The following is a 17,034-nucleotide window of genomic DNA, read 5'->3' as shown; positions in this document are numbered from 1 at the left end:
GCTTTGGGTCGTCAATATTATTAGTAATACTCGGTGAAAACCCCGATCGAATGGGCGCCGATGCGCGTTGTTCATCGCTAATATTAGTGGTAAGTTTGCTGCACTCCAGCCGGCAAGCCCATGAAGAAGACGACCCAACGCCGCCCTACCATGACCGACATTGCGAAGCTCACCGGAGTCTCGCAATCGACGGTTTCACTCGTGCTCAACAACGCGAGCGGCGCGAAGTTCTCCGACGCCACGCGCGACAAGGTACTGCGCGCGGCCCAGGAACTCGGCTACCGGATGACGCAGCGCGAAACGAGCGCGCTGCCCTCGTTCGACACGGCACAGGGCGAACGCAACCTGATCGTCTATCTCGCCGATGAGATCTCCACGAGCCCGCATCCGGTCGTCAGCATCGACGGCGCGCGCGATGCCGCGTTCGCTCACGGCCGCATGCTCGCGGTGTATTCGACGCACGGCAACGCGGAGATCGAAGCCCGCGTGCTCGAAGCGACGCTCGGCAATGCGAACGTGCTCGGCGTGATCTACGCGACCGTGTACACCCGCCGCGTGACCGTACCCGCGGCGCTCGCGCGCGTGCCGACCGTGCTGCTCAACTGCTATTCGAGCGATGCCGATGTGTCGTCGGTGGTGCCCGCCGAAGTCGCGGGCGGCCACACGGCGACAGACTATCTGCTCGCGGCGGGACACAGGCGGATCGGTTATATCAACGGCGAGCCGTGGCAGGATGCGGCGCGCGATCGTTTGAAGGGTTATCGCACGGCTTTGGCGACGGCCGATTTGCCGTTCGCGCCGGAACTCGTGCGCGAAGGCGACTGGGGACCGGCGACCGGCTTCGAGGAAACGCTCTCGCTGATGCGCGAGCCGAATCCGCCGACGGCCATTTTCTGCGCCAACGATCTGATGGCGCTCGGCGCCATCGAAGCGCTCAAGCAGCTCGGCCTGCGCGTGCCCGACGATGTGTCCGTGCTCGGCTACGACGATCAGGAAATCGCGCGGCACACGCATCCGCCGCTATCGACCGTCGTGTTGCCGAACTACGAGCTTGGCAAATGGGCGGTCGACACGCTCTTGCAGGAAGAACACAACCGCGCGGCGGGCGCGCCCGTGCGGCGTCGCACGGTCAAGCTCGACGGACCGTTGATCGAGCGCGGCTCGGTCAAGGTCATCGCCGAAACGAAGCAACTCGCTATTAATAATATTAACGACTAGCCAGTGCATCTAGCTCTCTAGCTGGCGCTCTCGCAGCACGCAGTAGACCGGGCATCACAAGCATCGGCATTGACAAGAAGAGGCAAACCATCCTTATCGGAGGAAGACATGCTGTCGCTCACAAAGAAAACGGGCCTGCGCCCGATCGCTGCATCGTTTATCGCACTCGCTGCGCTCACCTTTTCCGCCGGCTTCGGCATCGCGCATGCCGCGGACGACGCGCTGCCGAAGATCCCAAACAAGAAGCCGCTGAGAGTCGGCTTCGCGCAGACGGAAAGCAATAACCCGTGGCGGCTTGCGGAGACGAGAAGCTTCAAGGAGATCGCCTCGAAGTGCGGCTGGCAGATGGTCATGACCGACGCGAACAGTTCGGCCGCCAAGCAGGTCGCGGACATTCAAAGCATGATCGCGCAGCACGTCGATCTGCTCGTGTTCCCGCCGCGTGAAGAGAAGCCGCTCGTGCCCGTCATCATGCAGGCGAAAAAGGCCGGCATTCCGGTGATTCTCGTCGACCGCAACGTCGATCAGTCGATGGCGAAAGCCGGCAAGGACTACATCACGTTCATCGGTTCCGACTTCATCGACCAGGGACAGCGCGCCGCCGACTGGCTCATCAAGGCGACCAATGGCAAGGCGACCATCATCGAACTCGAAGGCTCGACGGGCGCGTCCGCCGCGAACGATCGCAAGAAAGGCTTCGATGAAGTCATCGCCAAGAATCCGGGCATGAAGATCGTTGCATCGCAAAGCGGCGACTTTGCACGCGACAAGGGCCGCCAGGTGATGGAGACGCTGTTGCAGGCGCATCCCGACGTGACCGCCGTCTATGCGCACAACGACGAAATGGCGCTCGGCGCGATCGCCGCGATCAAGGCCGCGGGCAAGCAGCCGGGCAAGGACATCCAGATCGTGACAATCGACGGCACCAAGGGCGGACTCGAAGCGATCAAGGCCGGCGAACTCGGCGCGAGCGTGCAATCGAGCCCGTTCTTCGGACCGCTCGCCTGCGACGTCGCGCAGAAGTACGCGAAAGGCGAAACGATCCCGCCGTGGGTCAAGGTCTCCGATCGCTTCTATGACAAGAGCAACGTCGACGCGAGCATGCAGTACGGCTATTGAGCGACAGCTCTGTGCCTTCGCGGGCGCTTTTTCCAAAGCGCCCGCTTTGTCGTTTCAGTTCTTTCGATGATGGATGACGCACGATGGCTCAAGCTCCGTTGCTCGACATGCAGGACATCGACATCTCTTTCGGCGGTGTCGCCGCGTTGAAACGCGCGCGGCTGACCGTAACGGCGGGTGAAGTGCATGCGCTGATCGGGCAGAACGGCGCGGGCAAATCGACGCTCATCAAGATCCTCACCGGCGCGTATCGGAAAAGCGCGGGCACGATTCGCTTCGACGGACGCGAAGCCGATTTCCGCACGCCGAAGGAAGCGCGCGAAGCGGGTATCAGCACGATCTATCAGGAGATCAATCTGGTGCCGTTCCGCTCGGTCGCGGAGAACATCTTTCTCGGACGCGAGCCGCGCCGCTTCGGCCTGATCGACTGGAAAACCGTGCAGCGCCGCGCGGACGAACTGCTCGAATCGTTCGGACTGAAGATCGATGTGAAGAAGCCCGTGCGCGAATATTCCACAGCGATTCAGCAGATGGTCGCGCTCGCGCGCGCGGTGTCGTCGGATGCGAAGATGGTCATCATGGACGAGTCCACCTCGTCGCTCGATGAACGCGAAGTCGAGTTGCTGTTCAGCGTCGTGCGCCGTCTTCGCGATGACGGACGCGCGGTGATCTTCGTCTCGCATCGGCTGGACGAACTGTATGCGTTGTGCGATCGCGTCACCGTGATGCGCGACGGGCAAACCGTCGCCGAAAGCGCGATGCAGGACATGGACAAGCTCAGGCTCGTCACGACGATGCTCGGCCGCACGCTCGCCGCCGTCGTCCACGAAGACAGCGCGGTCAAGGAAGCGAATCTCGCGAAGCGCGGCGGCCTCGCGCTGAGTGCGCAAGGACTGTCGGCCGGCGCAAAAGTCGCGGACGTGTCGCTCGACGTGCACGCGGGCGAAGCCGTCGGCCTCGCCGGACTGCTCGGCTCGGGCCGCACGGAGACGATGCGTTTGCTGTTCGGCGCGGATCGTCCGGAGAAAGGCACGCTGTCGATGAATGGCGAGACCGTCGCATGGAAATCGCCGAAAGATGCGATCGCGCATGGCGTCGCGTATCTGACCGAAGACCGCAAGGCCGAAGGCATCGTGCCGGAGTTGTCGGTGCGCGACAACCTCACGCTCGTGTGTCTGCCCGCGCTCACGAAACGCGGCATCGTGGATGTCGCGCGGCAGAAAGAAATTGTCGATGGCTTTATCGAGTCGCTCGGCATCAAGCTGCGTTCCGCCGATCAGCCGATCCGCGAACTCTCGGGCGGCAATCAGCAGAAGGTGCTGCTCGCGCGCTGGCTCGCGACGCATCCGCGTCTGCTGCTGCTGGATGAACCGACGCGCGGCATCGACGTCGGCGCGAAGGCCGACGTCGCGAAGATCGTGCGCGAACTGCGCGATTCGGGGCTGGCGGTGCTGCTGTCGGCCTCGGAACTCGAAGAGCTCACGGCGGTCGCGGATCGCGCAGTCGTTATCCGCGATGGACAGACCGTCGCGCAGCTCGACGGCGCGCAGATGAACGAGGCCTCGATCATGGACGCAATCGCACACGGCGCGGGCGAGCGGTCGACGCTGGCCGAAGCGGTGGAGGAAGCCAAACATGATCGATGATACGCAGCGCGCGGCGCAAATCGTTCAGGCGCCCGCGAGGAAAAAACGCGGCGTCGCGATTCAGCGCGAGATCGTCGTGCTCGTCGCGATGATCGTCTTCAATCTGCTTTTCACGCCGCACTTCGTGTCGCTGCAAACCTTCAACGTCAACTTGACGCAAGTGGTGACGATCGTGATCGTCGGCATCGGCATGACGCTGGTGGTGGCCACAGGCGGCATCGATCTGTCGGTGGGCGCGTCGATGGCGATTGCCGGCGCGGTCGCGCCGATGCTCTTTATGAACATCGCGGGGCCGCCCGGCATTGCCCTCGCCTTCACGCTGCCGATCGTCGCGGCCGCGCTATGCGGCGTGTTCAACGGCCTGCTCGTCACGCGGCTTCGCGTGCAGCCGATCGTCGCGACGTTGGTGCTGTTCATCGCGGGACGCGGCATCGCGCAGGTCGTCACCGACGGCAGCCTGCAAGCCTTCTCCAATCCGGCGTTTCAATGGATCGCGCTCGGCAAGGTCGCGGGCGTGCCCTTCCAGATTCTGTTGATGCTCGCGCTCGTCGCCGTATTTACGTGGATCGTGCGCAAGACGCTGTTCGGCAAGTATCTGCTGGTGACGGGCGGCAATGAAGACGCGGCGTATCTGTCGGGCATTCCGACCGTGCGCGTGAAGATGATCGCCTATACCGTCTGCGCGGCGCTCGCCGGACTCGCCGGTCTGATTTCGATTTCGGTGAATTCGTCGTCGGATGCGAACGTCATCGGTCTGGGCGTCGAGTTGGATGCGATCGCGGCGGTGGCCGTCGGCGGCACGGCGTTGACAGGCGGCAAGGCGTATATCACCGGCACGCTGATCGGCGCGCTCATCATCCAGTTGCTGCGTTACACGCTGCTCGCGCACGGCATTCCGGATGCGGCGGCGCTGGTGCTCAAGGCGGCGATCATCATCGTCGCGGTGTACGTGCAACGCAAGCGAGGCTGACGCTTATGAAGAAGAATCTGCCCATTATCAGCGCACTCGTAGCGCTGCTCGTGCTAGGCGTGACGCGCTACGAGCATTTCGCCGACGCGTACAACGTGCTTTCCTTTTGGCGCTACAACTCGATGTTCCTGCTGATCTCGATCGGCATGGCGTTCGTCATCATCACGGGCGGCATCGATCTTTCGGTAGGCGCGGTGGCGGCGCTCGCGAGTGTCGTGTCGGCGCTGGCGAGTCCGCATGGCGGCGTGGCCGCGGTGCTGGCGGGATCGTTAGCAGGGCTTGCTGTCGGCGTGCTCAACGGACTCGTCATCACGCGCATGCGTATTCTGCCGTTCATCGTCACGCTCGCGACGAGTCTCGGCGCGCATGGTCTCGCGCTGCTGCTCGGTCACAACGACGCGGTCGGCATCGCGTCCGATTCGAGCTTTGCGGGCTTCGGCCAGGGCGATCTGTTCGGCTTGCCGATTCCGGGCATCGTGTCGGCAGTCGCTGCGATTCTCGGCTGGATCGCGCTGCGCTCGTCGCGCTTCGGGCGGCATGCGCTGGCTATCGGCGGCAGCGAGGAAGCGTCGCGGCTCATGGGGCTCAACGTGGATCGCACGCTGGTCGCCGTGTATGCGGTGAGCGGTTTGCTCGCGGGCATTGCCGGCAGCATTCTCGCCGCGCAGTTCGGCGCGGGGCAGCCCAACGAGGGCGTCGGCTGGGAGCTGTTCGCGATCTCGGCGGTCGTGCTCGGCGGCACACGGCTGACGGGCGGCGAAGGCTCGATTGCGATGACGATTGCGGGCGTCGCACTGCTCGCGCTCGTTTTCAATCTGCTCAACTTCGAGAACGGGCTCGGCTATATCAGCTTGTCGGCTTACTGGCAGTCGGTGATTCGCGGCATGTTCCTGCTGCTTGTCATCGTGTTGCAGGCGCGCGTGCTGAACCGCAATCGCGGCGCGGTGAAGCTGGCGCATTGAGTCGCAGCCGCAGCCGCAGCGCAGCCGCCGGTTAGCCTTGCATCGTGAAGACGGTGCGCAAGCGGCTGCCGCTTTCGTTCCAATGCGTCGCAAGTTCGGCGAGAGGAACGGCCTGCGTGGCAATCTCGAAGCGGGATGGAATCGCGGCATGCAACACCTCGCGCGTCGCGTTGAACAGCCGCTCGAGAGGAATGCTGCCAATTCCGCTGCCCATCAACATAATCGCCGATGCACGCAGCGCCGCGCCCGGCAGCGAGATGGTTGCGCCGCCAACCGAGCCGATCTGCACGAAGCGCATCGGATAACCACCCGGAAGCGACCGCGCCGCGCCCGTCAGCAGCGTGAGCGCGCTGGCGCCCCAGAGGTAATCGAGCACCACGTCCACACCTTCATGAAAGTGAGGCTCGAGCGCGCGCTGCAATGCGGACTCTTCCTGATCGAGCGAAAGCACGTAATCCGCGCCCACGGATGCAAGCGTGCTGAGCGTCTGCGGATGCCGCCCTGTGGCGATCACCTTCGCGGCCCCGAGATGTCTGGCGATCTGCACAGCCAGCCGTCCCGACGCACCTGTCGCGCCGTTGATCAACACGGTCTCGCCGCGAGCGAAGTGCGCGCGTTCGGCGAGCGCTGCCCACGACGACATGCCGGGAATCGCCATCGCCGCAGCCAGGACGGGATCGAGCGTCTCGGGGATTTCGATGCACTGGCTTTGCGCGACGACGGTTCGCTCGGCCAGGCCGCCTGACGGCTCCTTCGGCGCGAAGAAATAGACGCGCTTGCCGTCCTCGCGGCGGCGGCCCACACCGTCGATGCCCGCGACGAACGGCAGACGCGCCGATGACGAATAGTGCGTGCCGGACGCCCTGCCGCGCGTGATGTGACTGAGCGCCGAAGCCTCCACGTCGATTATCGCGTGACCTTCCGCGGGCGCGGGCTCGTCGATGTCCGAATACACCGGCATCTGACCGGCTTGCATGACGACCGCTGCTTTCATGACCGCGCCTCGGTAGCCGAATGAGTCGGTGCCCCGCTATCGATCCACTCGCGCAACTGTGGATCGCGAATCATCACGAAGTCGAACAGGCCGGACGCGCGCAACGCCGGCAGCGCCTCGCGAATATCGGCGGCGGCCTGGCCGCGTGCGGTCTCGCTTGCGGTGGGATCGGTCCACACACGCGCATTGGCAAAAAAGGCCGCGATCGTGCCCTTGCGAATCGTCACGCCGCCGACATCGACGGAATCGGCATGGTCGGGAAGAATGTGTTCGGCTCGCATCGTGATGAACTCCTCGAAGTGGTAGTGAGTTCAGTCTAGAGATGCAGTGCCGGGTCGTCTCAGGTATAAATGCCATTCGATACGGATTTCGAGCCATGACTATTCCGCTGATTCGTCCAGAACTGCTCACAGCGCCTGACGTGCCCTTTCTGATGGCGGGAGAACTCACACAACGGGCGTCCCGCGAAGTGGCCTCGCACGCGCATGCACGCGGGCAGTTGATGGGCGCGTTGAGCGGCCTCGCGTCGGTCGGCGTGGGCCGGCAGCAATGGGTCGCGCCCGCCATTTACGCCATATGGGTGCCGCCGTATTGCGAGCATTCGATGCGCTCGCATGGTCCGTTTTCCGGCTGGAGCGTGTTCATTGCCGAGGAGCGGTGTGCCGGGTTGCCCACGCAACCGCGGGCGATCCGCACGACGCCTTTGCTGCGCGCGGCCGTGCGCCGCGCGGCGAGCTGGACCGGCGCATTGCTCGATGCGCAGCAGGCGCGGGTTGCCGAAGTCATCATGGATGAACTGGCGGCGTCGAAGGCCGAGTCGCTGAATTTGCCGAGCCCGGAAGACCCGCGGCTCATGCGTATCACCGACGCGCTGGCCGCCGATCTTTCCGACTCGCGACGTCTCGAGGAATGGGCCGAGTGGGCGGGACTGTCGCCGCGCACGCTGAGCCGGCGCTTCGTCGCCGAGACGGGACTCAGCTTTGCGCAGTGGCGCGCGCAGGCGCGCCTGCTTCGCGCGCTGGAACTCGTCGCCGAGGGCGTCAGCGTGACGACGATCGCGCTCGAACTCGGCTATGAAAACGTGAGCGCGTTTATCGACATGTTCAGGCGCGCGACCGGGACCACACCGGGGCGCTATGCGGCGGCGGCGACGTCAAATCAAGAACCGGGCTGCGCCGCGTCTCGCGCGAGGGAAAACCCCTAAACCGCGCCACGTCCCCGCCCCACGCTGCTTTCACCGCTTCTTGCCGCGAATCGTTAGCCTCGCGATAACAAATGCTTGCCGAAGGTGATTGAAACCGGGTCTCTGTGTCCCATAGACTCGGCCATGCCCTAAAGAGCCGCGTTGTGCACGCAATGCTGGCTCGTAAGCGGTCAACCCCACCCGTCAGCAGCCCTTGCACAAAACGCGGGTAAGACACTAAAGCAAGAGAGTCGACCGCGGTCGACAGGAGACAACAGATGATCATCTACGGAACGGCGCTGCTCGCTTTCTGCCACCTTGCGGGACTCTTTCTCGGCGATCTGCTCGGGGTCGCGATCGGCGTCAAGACCAACGTCGGCGGTGTCGGCATCGCGATGCTGCTGCTGATTTTCCTGCGGCTCTATCTGCACGGCAAAGGACTGCTGCCGAAAGAAACCGAGGCCGGCGTCGGCTTCTGGGGCGCGATGTACATCCCCGTCGTCGTCGCGATGGCGGCGAATCAGAACGTGGTTGCCGCGCTCAAGGGCGGACCGGTCGCGCTGCTTTCCGCGTTGGGCGCGGTGGCTGTGTGCGCCGTGTGCATCGCGGTGCTCTCGCGCACCGGACGCGACAGCACCTCGTTCATCAGCAGCCCGCAACCCGAAGAGATCTGACGCAGGAGCCAGCCATGATCCATATGATCGACAAAGTACTGATACAAAACGGCCTCGTCACTGCGTTCGCGCTCGTGGGACTCATCATGTGGGTGTCGTCGATGATCTCGCGCAAGCTCACGTTCGGGCGCGTGCACGGCTCGGCGATCGCCATCGTGATCGGCCTCGTGCTCGCGTACTTCGGCGGCGCGTTCACCGCGGGTCAGAAAGGTCTCGCCGATTTGCCGCTGTTCGCGGGCGTCGGCTTGATGGGCGGCGCGATGCTGCGTGACTTCGCGATCGTCGCGACGGCCTTCGAAGTGCAGGCCACCGAAGCGCGCAAGGCCGGGCTCATCGGCGTGCTGTCGCTGCTGCTCGGCACGGTGCTGCCGTTTATCGTGGGCGCAAGCGTCGCGCATGCGTTCGGCTATACCGATGCGGTCAGCATGACGACCATCGGCGCCGGCGCGGTCACGTACATCGTCGGACCGGTGACGGGCGCGGCGATCGGCGCGAGCTCCGACGTGATCGCGCTCAGCATTGCAACGGGTCTCATCAAGGCGATCATCGTGATGATCGGCACGCCGCTCGCGGCCAACTTCATGGGCCTCAAGACGCCGCGCTCGGCGATGATTTTCGGCGGCCTCGCGGGCACGGTCAGCGGCGTGAGCGCGGGACTCGCGGCGACCGACCGGCGGCTCGTGCCTTACGGTGCGCTGATCGCCACGTTTCATACAGGCGTGGGCTGCCTGCTTGGACCGTCGCTGCTGTTCTTCGCGACGCGCGCGCTGGTCGGCGGCTGAGCGGCGACGCAAATGCGCAGCCCTGGTTTATGTGTCAGCCTTCGTTTAGCCTTCGTTTCGCGTACGAAGACGGCACACGGCCATCAGCGCGAGGAGATTCGGGTCGCGCTCGCGCGCCCGCAAAAAACTCACGCCGATGGTCTGGCGCATCCGGTATGGCGGTTTGAGCGCGATGAGTTGGACCTTGTCGCCGAACACGTCACGCACGCGGCCCGGCAACAGCGTATAGCCGACGCCGCCGCTCACGAGGTTCATCAGCGAGAAAATGTCGCCGACTCGCATGGTCACGTTGGGCGTGAACTCCGCGACGCGAAACGCTTCCTGAAAGCCGTGATAGGTCGCAAAGCCCTCGCCGAGCGAGACGAAAGTTTCGTCACGGCAGTCGCGCAGATCGACCGCTTCGAGATTGGCATACGGCGAGTTGGCGGGCGCGGCAAAGAAAATGTCGTCTTCGAAAAGCGGAATGGATTCGATCTCGGGCTCGGCGTCGGGCAAGGCCATCAGCGCGGCGTCGATGGCGCCCTGCTTGAGCTTCTCGATCAGTTCGGCATTCGGGCCGAGCACGAGTTCGACCTGAAGCGCGGGCCGCCGCACCTTGATGTCGACGACGATGCCCGGCACCGTCCTGATGGTCAGCGAATAGAGCGAGCCGATCTTCAACCGGTCCGATGAATAGCCCGCCGCTTCGCGCGTCGCACGAATGCCGTCGGACATCAGCGTGATGACTTCCTGCGCGACGTCGGCGAGCATTTGCGCCGCGTCGGTCGATCTGAGATTGCGGCCTTCGTGGCGAAACAGCGCGCAGCGCACGCCCTGTTCGAGCGAATGCAACGCGCGATGCACGCTGACCGTGCTCACGTTCAGCGCTTCGGCCGCCTTCGCGAGACTGCCGGTTTGCATGAAGGCGAGCAGCACTTCCAGTTTACGAAAGGTGATTTCGTCGTCGATTCGGTCGCGCATGTCGAGCTATGGAACGGTCGGAACCGTCCATTATCGGCTCGTGCGCGCCTGCTGCAAATAGCGTTAATCCCTCACGCGCCGGCGAGCTTGCGGCGCGTGCCTGCATACGTCACGTCGGGGCTGGCCGCGTTGTCAGTGGCGATGCTGATGATGCCGCAACCAGTTCCACACGGGCGCGTGGTCGAGTTGGCGCAGCAATTGTGCGCGGCGATGCTCCCGCCGATAGTGGCCGACCGCGAAGATGATGCCTGTCGCGAGCACCGCGCAGCCCATTACGATGCTTACCAGTTGTTCGTCCATGACTACTTTCTCGTCAATATTTCGATGCAACGATGAGAGGTTCGCCGCCTAGCGTTTGCGCGCCACCGCGTTGAGCATGGAATGACCTGCACAAGTGACATGCAGGCGCTGGTGTCCGGAAGCGAGGTCTTCGAGTGCGACGAGTTGCCGTTCAAGCAGCGTGTCGAGTTCTTCGCGACACATATCGATCTGATCCGGAGCAGCCTTGACCAACATGAGGGTGGCAAACTCCTTGGGGCTTAGCATAGTTGTCTCTCTCCAATGTTCTATTAATGCAGACGGAAGAATCAATTACCGGCCGGTCTATCTGAAAAGATAAAATGGCGGGAAGTCTTTCCGCTTTATATTGTTTGCGGCAGCGATGCGCCGGGGAAATAATTGTAAACTGAAATGATGCAATTCCGCCGCATGAATAAATGGATCGGCGTGGGGGGGCCGATAGCGATGGTTTAAAACATATGATATGCAATCGGCGACCAGGCGGGCACGCGGTGGATCGGGATAGGGCGACCGGGTGATTGAACGTTTGAAGCTGAAAACGGCTATTTTATTTTTAATTCGCCCGCTTTCATTAAAACTTCTTAAAACGGGTTATCAGCTATCGTGCATTTCGCGAATCGCGAATTAAATCGCCGCATTCGAATTACGCGAATTTTTTACGCCGCTATGGCGAGTTAATAGCCGCGCATGACGCGCGCGACCACTATCCGTTATCGCGGCACGATCCTCGGCCGACGCGAACGTGCGGCACGCCACGGGCCGCGCAAGCGCGCCGGACGAGGATTGGCCGCATGCCGTTGTTGCAGGCCGCCTTCGCCTTGCACCGACGACATCGCGATACCCGCGTCGTGCTCGTCGTTGAATCCGCGGGCCGAGTCGATCGCGCGCAGCATCGTTTGCAGTTTTTTCAGCATCGCAGAAGAGGTTCCTCGTTAGGCCCACTCAAGCACTCAAGCCGCATTAAGCCGCGCCAGCTCCGTATCGACCAGGAGCTTCTTCAACTCCGGCACGCACGAGCCGCAGTTGCCGCCCGCCTTCAGACACGCGGTGATGTCGGCGGCGCTCTTCAGGCCGTGCTCGCGTATCGCCGTGCATATCGTATTGCGCCCGACGCCGAAGCACGAACAGATGGTCGGCCCCGTATCGGCGCCCTTGCCGATCGACTGGCCGGAGAGCACGCCGATGCGGTCCGCGTCGTCGAGCTTGCCCTTTGCAAAGAGGCTCGCGAGCCATTCGCGCGCCGGCAGGTCCGGACGCGCCGAGAGAAACACGCAGTTCTCGATGCGATCGTCGACGAGATGCACCGCGCGATAAACGCCTGCCGCGCGATCCTCGTATTCGAGCCAATCGGCGTGTGCATCGTCGACACAGAAGAGCGCACGCGCCCACGCGCCGCGATCGCCCTCCTCTCCAGGCGGATTGCGGCCGGCCAGTTCATAGCGCACGAACTGCGTGCCCTGCACGCGCGTCCAGTACGTGACGCCGTCGAGAACCGGCGCGCGGCGGCTCAGCGAAAAGCCATGCCACGCGACATGAAACTTGTCGACGCGCACGGGCGTGTGCTTGAACTCGGGCTCGCCGGAAACCGGATCGACCGACGGATTCACCACGGCCCCGACGCGCGCGTCGGACGCCACCTGATCGTTCCAGTGAATCGGCACGAACACGCTGCCGCGCGGCATGCCGCCGCCGTATTGCACGCGCGCGACCATCGCGCCCCAACGGCTCGACACTCGCGCGAGGTCGCCTTCGCGCACGCCGCACAACAACGCATCCTGTGGATGCATGTCGACGAACGCCTCGGTCACATGGCCCGCGAGTTTTTCGGACCTGCCCGTGCGGGTCATCGTGTGCCACTGGTCGCGCACGCGGCCCGTGTTGAGCGTCAGCGGATAGTCGTCGTCGGGCGCATTCGCGGGCGCGCGCGGCGGCGTGGCGATGAAACGCGCGCGGCCGTCCGCGTGGCTAAAGCGGCGATCGTCGAAAAGACGCGCGGTGCCGGGTGCGGCCGTGTCGCTGGCCGTGTCGCTGGCCGTGTCGCTGGCCGTGTTGTTATTGGCGCGTACGGGCCATTGAACAGGCTGCAACGATGAGTAGCCGTCGCTGCCGAGGCCCACCAGCCCCGCCAGATTGAACGCGCGACGCACGCTGTCGCCGTGTTGGCTATGCGATTGGCTTTCGCTCTCGCTCTCGCCGTTGCGCCATGCGCTCAACCGCGCATGCTCGTCGAAGATCTCCTGCTGGCTCGCGAATTCGAAGCCCGCATAGCCCATGCGCTTTGCCACATCGCAGATGATTTGCCAGTCCGCGCGCGCCTCGCCCGGCGCGGGCAAGAACGCGCGCTGACGCGAAATCCTGCGCTCCGAATTCGTGACGGTGCCGTCCTTCTCGCCCCAGCCGAGCGCCGGCAACAGCACATGAGCGAACACATTGGTGTCCGTGCGCTCGACAATGTCGGAGCTGACCACCAGTTCGCAACGCGCGAGCGCGCGCTTTGCCTGATCGCCGTCGGGCAGGCTCACGACCGGATTCGTGCCCATGATCCACACGGCCTTGACGCGTCCTTCCTCGATCGCCTCGAACAGCTCGACTGCTTTGAGCCCCGCGCGCGATGCAATAACCGGCGCGCCCCAGAATTGCTGAACGAGTTCGCGATGCTTTGCATCGTCGAGTTCGAGATGCGCGGCGAGCGTGTTCGCGAGACCGCCGACCTCGCGCCCGCCCATCGCATTCGGCTGTCCGGTGAAAGAGAACGGCCCCATTCCCGGCTTGCCGATGCGCCCCGTCAGCAAATGGCAATTGATGATGCTGTTGACCTTGTCGGTGCCCGCGCTCGATTGATTGACGCCTTGCGAATAGACCGTCACGACGCGCTCGGTGCGCGCGAACAGGCGGTAAAACTCGAGCAGATCGTGCGGATCGACCTTGCACGCCTTCGCGCATTGGGCGAGATCGAAGGCCGCTGTCGTGCCCGATACTTCACCCTCAGAAGCAGCGGCCAGTGCCTGCGCAAAACCGTTGGTATGCGCATCGACGAACTGCGCGTCGATCGCACCATGCTCCGCGAGAAAACTGAGCAGCCCGTTGAAAAGCCGCACGTCGCTGCCGGCGCTCAACGGCAGATGCAGATCGGCCATCTCGCACGTCGCGGTATAGCGCGGATCGATCACGACCACTTTCATGTCGGGCCGCGCTTCCTTGATCTTGACGATCCGCTGGAACAGGATCGGATGACACCACGCCGTGTTCGAACCAACCAGCACGACGAGATCGGCGAGTTCGAGATCTTCGTAGCACACCGGCACCACGTCTTCGCCGAAAGCCCGCTTGTGTCCCGCAACGGAAGACGACATGCAGAGCCGCGAATTCGTATCGATGTTCGCGCTGCCGACGTAGCCTTTCATCAGCTTGTTCGCGACGTAGTAGTCCTCGGTCAGCAACTGGCCCGATACGTAGAGCGCGACCGCATCCGGCCCGTGTTCGTCGACGATCCGGCGAAAGCCGTCCGCGACCGCATCGATTGCTTCGTCCCACGAAACATCGCGCAACGCGCCGCTCGCGCGCTCGCGCATCTTCGGATGAAGCAGCCGTCCGTCGAGCCCGATCGTTTCGCCGAGCGCCGAGCCTTTCACGCACAGGCGTCCAAAGTTCGCGGGATGCTGTTCGTCGCCGGCAATGTCATGGCCGCCGTCGGGGCGCGCTCGCGCGCGCACGCCGCAACCGACGCCGCAATACGGACAGGTGGTTCTGACAGCATCGCCGCTGCCGGACGTGCTCGAAATAGCGATGGGAAAACTCACGGTGTGTTCCAGGTCAGGCTGCCTGCGTCTCGCAGAGGGCTTTGCCGAACAGCAACTGGCTGCGCAGCGAGGAAATGTCGGTCCGGTTCTGGATCAGCTCGAAGTACCACGCGCCTTCGTTGACGTCGCCATACAGCACGGCGCCGATCACGCGGTTCTCTTCGATCACGAGGCGCTTGTAGACGCCGCGCCGCGGATCGCGCAGCACGAGGTCTTCGCTGTCCGGGCCGCCGATGAAGTCGCCGGCCGAATACAGTTCGACGCCGGTGACCTTGAGCTTGGTGGCAGTCGCGCGCTGCACGTAGCGGCGATGGCCCGCGCCCGCGAGATGCGCGCCGCACACGCGCGCCTGATCCCAGATCGGCGCGACGAGGCCGAAGGTCGCCGTGCGGTGCTGCACGCATTCGCCGACCGCGTAGACGCGCGGATCGTAGGTCTGCAACGTATCGTCGACGACAATCGCGCGCTCGCAATGCAGCCCCGCCTGTTTCGCGAGGTCGATGTTCGGGCGCACGCCGGCCGTCATCACGACGAGGTCCGCGGGAATCTGCGTGCCGTCGGCGAAACGCACGGCGCTCACACGATCCGGTCCGACGATCTCCGCGGTGTTCGCCTTCAGCAGGAAACGCAGGCCCTTGCGCTCGAGCGCCTGTTGCAGCAGGACCGACGCGCTGCGGTCGAGTTGGCGCTCCATCAGGCTGTCCATCACATGCACGACGGTTACCGACATGCCCTGGCGCATGAGTCCGTTGGCGGCCTCGAGCCCGAGCAATCCGCCGCCGATCACCACGGCATGCCGATGATTGCGCGCCGCCTCGAGCATTGTTTCGACATCCTGAATGTCACGAAATGCGATTACGCCAGGCAGATCGTGGCCCGGCACCGGAATCAGGAAAGGCTTCGATCCCGTCGCGATCAGCAGACGGTCATAGCCGACTTCCACGCCGCCTTGCGAACGCACGACGCGGCGCCTGCGGTCGATCGCGATCACCGGGTCGCCCGCATAGAGGCGAATGCCGTTCTCGTCATACCAGTCGCGCGTATTGAGGATGATGTCGTCGACCGTCTTTTCGCCCGCGAGCACCGGCGACAGCAGAATGCGGTTGTAGTTGCCGTACGGCTCGGCGCCGAACACGGTGATGTCGTACAGATCCGGCGCGAGCTTCAGCAGCTCTTCGACGGTGCGCATGCCGGCCATGCCGTTGCCGATCACCACGAGCCGCGGGCGCGCGGGCGCGGCGTGGGAGGCGTGTGACGCGTGCGAGGCGCCTCCCGACAACTGTGCGTCGATCTCGTGTCTCATGCCGCGACCCACACCTTGCCGCTTTCCACCCGCACCGGATACGCGCTGACCGAATTCTCGGGCGCTTCGAGGCACTCGCCGGTGCGCAGATCGAAGTGATGCTTGTAGATCGGCGAGGCCACGACGATGCGCTCGCCGAGGCTGCCGATCAGCCCGCGCGACAGCACGGCCGCGCGCGAGCCCGGGTCGAAGTTGTCGATGGCGTACACGCCGCCCTCACCGTCCGTGACGTGAAATACGGCGACCTGTCCGCCGTTGACGAGCGCGCAGACGCCCGTATTCGGAACGATGTCGTCGAGCGTGCAAACAGGCGTCCAGGTTTGCGGCAAGCGGTCGTGACTCATGGCGGAGTTCCTCTCGGCAACGTTCATGACAAAGGCTTCCTTCATTTGCGATGCGGTACGCGGCATGATGTGTCCGGCAATAAAAAAGCGTCCCGCGGATGCAATCGCCAGTGCGACTGTATTCGGGGGACGCCGTTGTCCAAAACGAGTGATCTAAAACAGAGTGCGTGCTGCAGATGAGCCGGATCGCCTTTGATCCGCAGCCACGTTAAATGCAAGGCTCATGCCATTAGGCGAGAACGCCGCGAAGGCCCCGCGCGGTGGGCTTCTGGCGAGTATTGGAGCGCGCGCCGTGCGCCGTGGGCTGGCGCATTCCGATGCATGAACGCGCGATGATGGTGCGGCGCAGCACCTTGGGCGTGCAACGCTGCCTGGCCGATTGGGCCATGCTCCGGGTCAGCAACGCGACGTTGTAGAAGCCTCGGACGCAAGAACATCCGGCGAAGCGAGCCTCTGCGCGCGACGCACATCGACCGGCAGATCATTGTCTTTCGCGAAGCGCATCACGAAGTCGAATGCGTCGGCACAGACTGCGCGCAGTTCGTCGGAAACGAAAAAGCATTTGATCCCGGCGTCGATCACAGGCATCGCGAGACGCGTGCACGCGATATGAATGCCCGGCCGCTTTTCGCCGACGAAAAGCGTGATGACGCCGGCAAGACGCTCGGGCCAGTCGCCTGGCCGAAAGGTCTTCTGCGAATGCGTGATGCCCTTGATCAGATAGCCCTGAATCGCCCCTTCAATCGGCTCTTGTGTAGTCAGAGGTAGACGGTCCATGC

18 protein-coding genes are annotated in these 17,034 nt (G+C 63.7%); 8 read left to right on the top strand and 10 right to left on the bottom strand.

What is annotated here, in order from left to right; translation table 11 throughout:
* Positions 1–120 precede the first annotated feature (120 nt).
* From ABIE53_RS09175 to ABIE53_RS09155, 5 genes are all read left to right on the top strand, one after another.
* The gene (locus ABIE53_RS09175; RefSeq protein ID WP_006051054.1) at positions 121–1,218 is read left to right on the top strand and encodes a LacI family DNA-binding transcriptional regulator; all 1,098 of its coding nucleotides are present in this window, start codon (positions 121–123) and stop codon (positions 1,216–1,218) included.
* Positions 1,219–1,326: 108 nt separating this feature from the next.
* Complete coding sequence (locus ABIE53_RS09170) at positions 1,327–2,337, top strand: ABC transporter substrate-binding protein (RefSeq protein ID WP_006051055.1); 1,011 nt, start codon at positions 1,327–1,329, stop codon at positions 2,335–2,337.
* Between the two features lie 83 nt (positions 2,338–2,420).
* Entirely contained in the window at positions 2,421–3,983 is a 1,563-nt protein-coding gene (locus ABIE53_RS09165; protein WP_107708338.1) for a sugar ABC transporter ATP-binding protein, read from the top strand.
* A complete protein-coding gene (locus ABIE53_RS09160) occupies positions 3,973–4,953 on the top strand; it encodes an ABC transporter permease (RefSeq protein ID WP_107708340.1) in 981 nt (326 codons plus the stop codon). Before ABIE53_RS09165 ends, ABIE53_RS09160 begins: the two co-directional genes overlap by 11 nt.
* Positions 4,954–4,958: 5 nt before the next feature.
* Positions 4,959–5,915, top strand: coding sequence for an ABC transporter permease (locus tag ABIE53_RS09155; RefSeq protein WP_053857943.1), 957 nt, complete (start codon positions 4,959–4,961; stop codon positions 5,913–5,915).
* 31 nt (positions 5,916–5,946) lie between these two features.
* Here ABIE53_RS09155 and ABIE53_RS09150 read toward each other — a convergent pair whose 3' ends face one another.
* Both ABIE53_RS09150 and ABIE53_RS09145 read right to left on the bottom strand, forming a co-directional pair.
* A complete protein-coding gene (locus ABIE53_RS09150; protein ID WP_107708342.1) occupies positions 5,947–6,909 on the bottom strand; it encodes a quinone oxidoreductase family protein in 963 nt (320 codons plus the stop codon).
* The gene (locus ABIE53_RS09145) at positions 6,906–7,190 is read right to left on the bottom strand and encodes a hypothetical protein (protein WP_107708344.1); all 285 of its coding nucleotides are present in this window, start codon (positions 7,188–7,190) and stop codon (positions 6,906–6,908) included. Before ABIE53_RS09145 ends, ABIE53_RS09150 begins: the two co-directional genes overlap by 4 nt.
* A 95-nt stretch (positions 7,191–7,285) precedes the next feature.
* Between ABIE53_RS09145 and ABIE53_RS09140 the strand changes: the two genes are divergently transcribed.
* From ABIE53_RS09140 to madM, 3 genes are all read left to right on the top strand, one after another.
* Positions 7,286–8,113 (top strand): AraC family transcriptional regulator, encoded by an 828-nt coding sequence (locus tag ABIE53_RS09140; protein WP_107708346.1) that lies wholly within the window; start codon positions 7,286–7,288, stop codon positions 8,111–8,113.
* Between the two features lie 257 nt (positions 8,114–8,370).
* Complete coding sequence (gene madL, locus ABIE53_RS09135) at positions 8,371–8,766, top strand: malonate transporter subunit MadL (protein WP_006051063.1); 396 nt, start codon at positions 8,371–8,373, stop codon at positions 8,764–8,766.
* A 14-nt stretch (positions 8,767–8,780) separates the two neighbouring features.
* Positions 8,781–9,548, top strand: a complete 768-nt coding sequence (gene madM / locus ABIE53_RS09130; RefSeq protein ID WP_006051064.1) for a malonate transporter subunit MadM — start codon at positions 8,781–8,783, stop codon at positions 9,546–9,548.
* 45 nt (positions 9,549–9,593) lie between these two features.
* Here the strand turns inward: madM and ABIE53_RS09125 are convergent, their stop codons facing one another.
* From ABIE53_RS09125 to ABIE53_RS09090, 8 genes are all read right to left on the bottom strand, one after another.
* Positions 9,594–10,508 (bottom strand): LysR family transcriptional regulator, encoded by a 915-nt coding sequence (locus tag ABIE53_RS09125; RefSeq protein WP_006051065.1) that lies wholly within the window; start codon positions 10,506–10,508, stop codon positions 9,594–9,596.
* A gap of 132 nt (positions 10,509–10,640) precedes the next feature.
* Positions 10,641–10,808, bottom strand: a complete 168-nt coding sequence (locus ABIE53_RS09120) for a hypothetical protein (protein WP_192698892.1) — start codon at positions 10,806–10,808, stop codon at positions 10,641–10,643.
* A gap of 48 nt (positions 10,809–10,856) precedes the next feature.
* The gene (locus ABIE53_RS09115; RefSeq protein ID WP_006051067.1) at positions 10,857–11,054 is read right to left on the bottom strand and encodes a hypothetical protein; all 198 of its coding nucleotides are present in this window, start codon (positions 11,052–11,054) and stop codon (positions 10,857–10,859) included.
* A gap of 464 nt (positions 11,055–11,518) precedes the next feature.
* On the bottom strand, positions 11,519–11,722 hold the full coding sequence (locus ABIE53_RS09110) for a hypothetical protein (RefSeq protein WP_107708347.1): 204 nt from the start codon (positions 11,720–11,722) through the stop codon (positions 11,519–11,521).
* Positions 11,723–11,758: 36 nt separating this feature from the next.
* Positions 11,759–14,608, bottom strand: coding sequence for a nitrate reductase (locus tag ABIE53_RS09105; RefSeq protein WP_107708349.1), 2,850 nt, complete (start codon positions 14,606–14,608; stop codon positions 11,759–11,761).
* A gap of 13 nt (positions 14,609–14,621) precedes the next feature.
* Positions 14,622–15,911, bottom strand: a complete 1,290-nt coding sequence (locus ABIE53_RS09100) for an NAD(P)/FAD-dependent oxidoreductase (protein ID WP_053857937.1) — start codon at positions 15,909–15,911, stop codon at positions 14,622–14,624.
* Positions 15,908–16,255 (bottom strand): nitrite reductase small subunit NirD, encoded by a 348-nt coding sequence (gene nirD / locus ABIE53_RS09095; RefSeq protein WP_107708508.1) that lies wholly within the window; start codon positions 16,253–16,255, stop codon positions 15,908–15,910. Before nirD ends, ABIE53_RS09100 begins: the two co-directional genes overlap by 4 nt.
* Before the next feature lie 396 nt (positions 16,256–16,651).
* A complete protein-coding gene (locus ABIE53_RS09090; protein ID WP_029969264.1) occupies positions 16,652–17,032 on the bottom strand; it encodes a DUF3579 domain-containing protein in 381 nt (126 codons plus the stop codon).
* Positions 17,033–17,034 lie beyond the last annotated feature (2 nt).

Source organism: Paraburkholderia sp. OAS925, assembly GCF_040543975.1.
Taxonomy (GTDB): domain Bacteria; phylum Pseudomonadota; class Gammaproteobacteria; order Burkholderiales; family Burkholderiaceae; genus Paraburkholderia; species Paraburkholderia graminis.
This window is presented reverse-complemented; position numbering and strand designations above follow the sequence as displayed.

Bases quoted from the DNA above. Each gene is read 5' to 3' on its own strand.
- ABIE53_RS09090 (WP_029969264.1), bottom strand. From the start codon at position 17,032: ATGGACCGTCTACCTCTGACTACACAAGAGCCGATTGAAGGGGCGATT.
- madL (WP_006051063.1), top strand. From the start codon at position 8,371: ATGATCATCTACGGAACGGCGCTGCTCGCTTTCTGCCACCTTGCGGGA.
- ABIE53_RS09120 (WP_192698892.1), bottom strand. From the start codon at position 10,808: ATGGACGAACAACTGGTAAGCATCGTAATGGGCTGCGCGGTGCTCGCG.
- ABIE53_RS09145 (WP_107708344.1), bottom strand. From the start codon at position 7,190: ATGCGAGCCGAACACATTCTTCCCGACCATGCCGATTCCGTCGATGTC.
- ABIE53_RS09140 (WP_107708346.1), top strand. From the start codon at position 7,286: ATGACTATTCCGCTGATTCGTCCAGAACTGCTCACAGCGCCTGACGTG.
- ABIE53_RS09160 (WP_107708340.1), top strand. From the start codon at position 3,973: ATGATCGATGATACGCAGCGCGCGGCGCAAATCGTTCAGGCGCCCGCG.
- ABIE53_RS09115 (WP_006051067.1), bottom strand. From the start codon at position 11,054: ATGCTAAGCCCCAAGGAGTTTGCCACCCTCATGTTGGTCAAGGCTGCT.
- ABIE53_RS09110 (WP_107708347.1), bottom strand. From the start codon at position 11,722: ATGCTGAAAAAACTGCAAACGATGCTGCGCGCGATCGACTCGGCCCGC.
- ABIE53_RS09155 (WP_053857943.1), top strand. From the start codon at position 4,959: ATGAAGAAGAATCTGCCCATTATCAGCGCACTCGTAGCGCTGCTCGTG.
- ABIE53_RS09150 (WP_107708342.1), bottom strand. From the start codon at position 6,909: ATGAAAGCAGCGGTCGTCATGCAAGCCGGTCAGATGCCGGTGTATTCG.
- nirD (WP_107708508.1), bottom strand. From the start codon at position 16,255: ATGAGTCACGACCGCTTGCCGCAAACCTGGACGCCTGTTTGCACGCTC.
- madM (WP_006051064.1), top strand. From the start codon at position 8,781: ATGATCCATATGATCGACAAAGTACTGATACAAAACGGCCTCGTCACT.
- ABIE53_RS09165 (WP_107708338.1), top strand. From the start codon at position 2,421: ATGGCTCAAGCTCCGTTGCTCGACATGCAGGACATCGACATCTCTTTC.
- ABIE53_RS09100 (WP_053857937.1), bottom strand. From the start codon at position 15,911: ATGAGACACGAGATCGACGCACAGTTGTCGGGAGGCGCCTCGCACGCG.
- ABIE53_RS09170 (WP_006051055.1), top strand. From the start codon at position 1,327: ATGCTGTCGCTCACAAAGAAAACGGGCCTGCGCCCGATCGCTGCATCG.
- ABIE53_RS09125 (WP_006051065.1), bottom strand. From the start codon at position 10,508: ATGCGCGACCGAATCGACGACGAAATCACCTTTCGTAAACTGGAAGTG.
- ABIE53_RS09175 (WP_006051054.1), top strand. From the start codon at position 121: ATGAAGAAGACGACCCAACGCCGCCCTACCATGACCGACATTGCGAAG.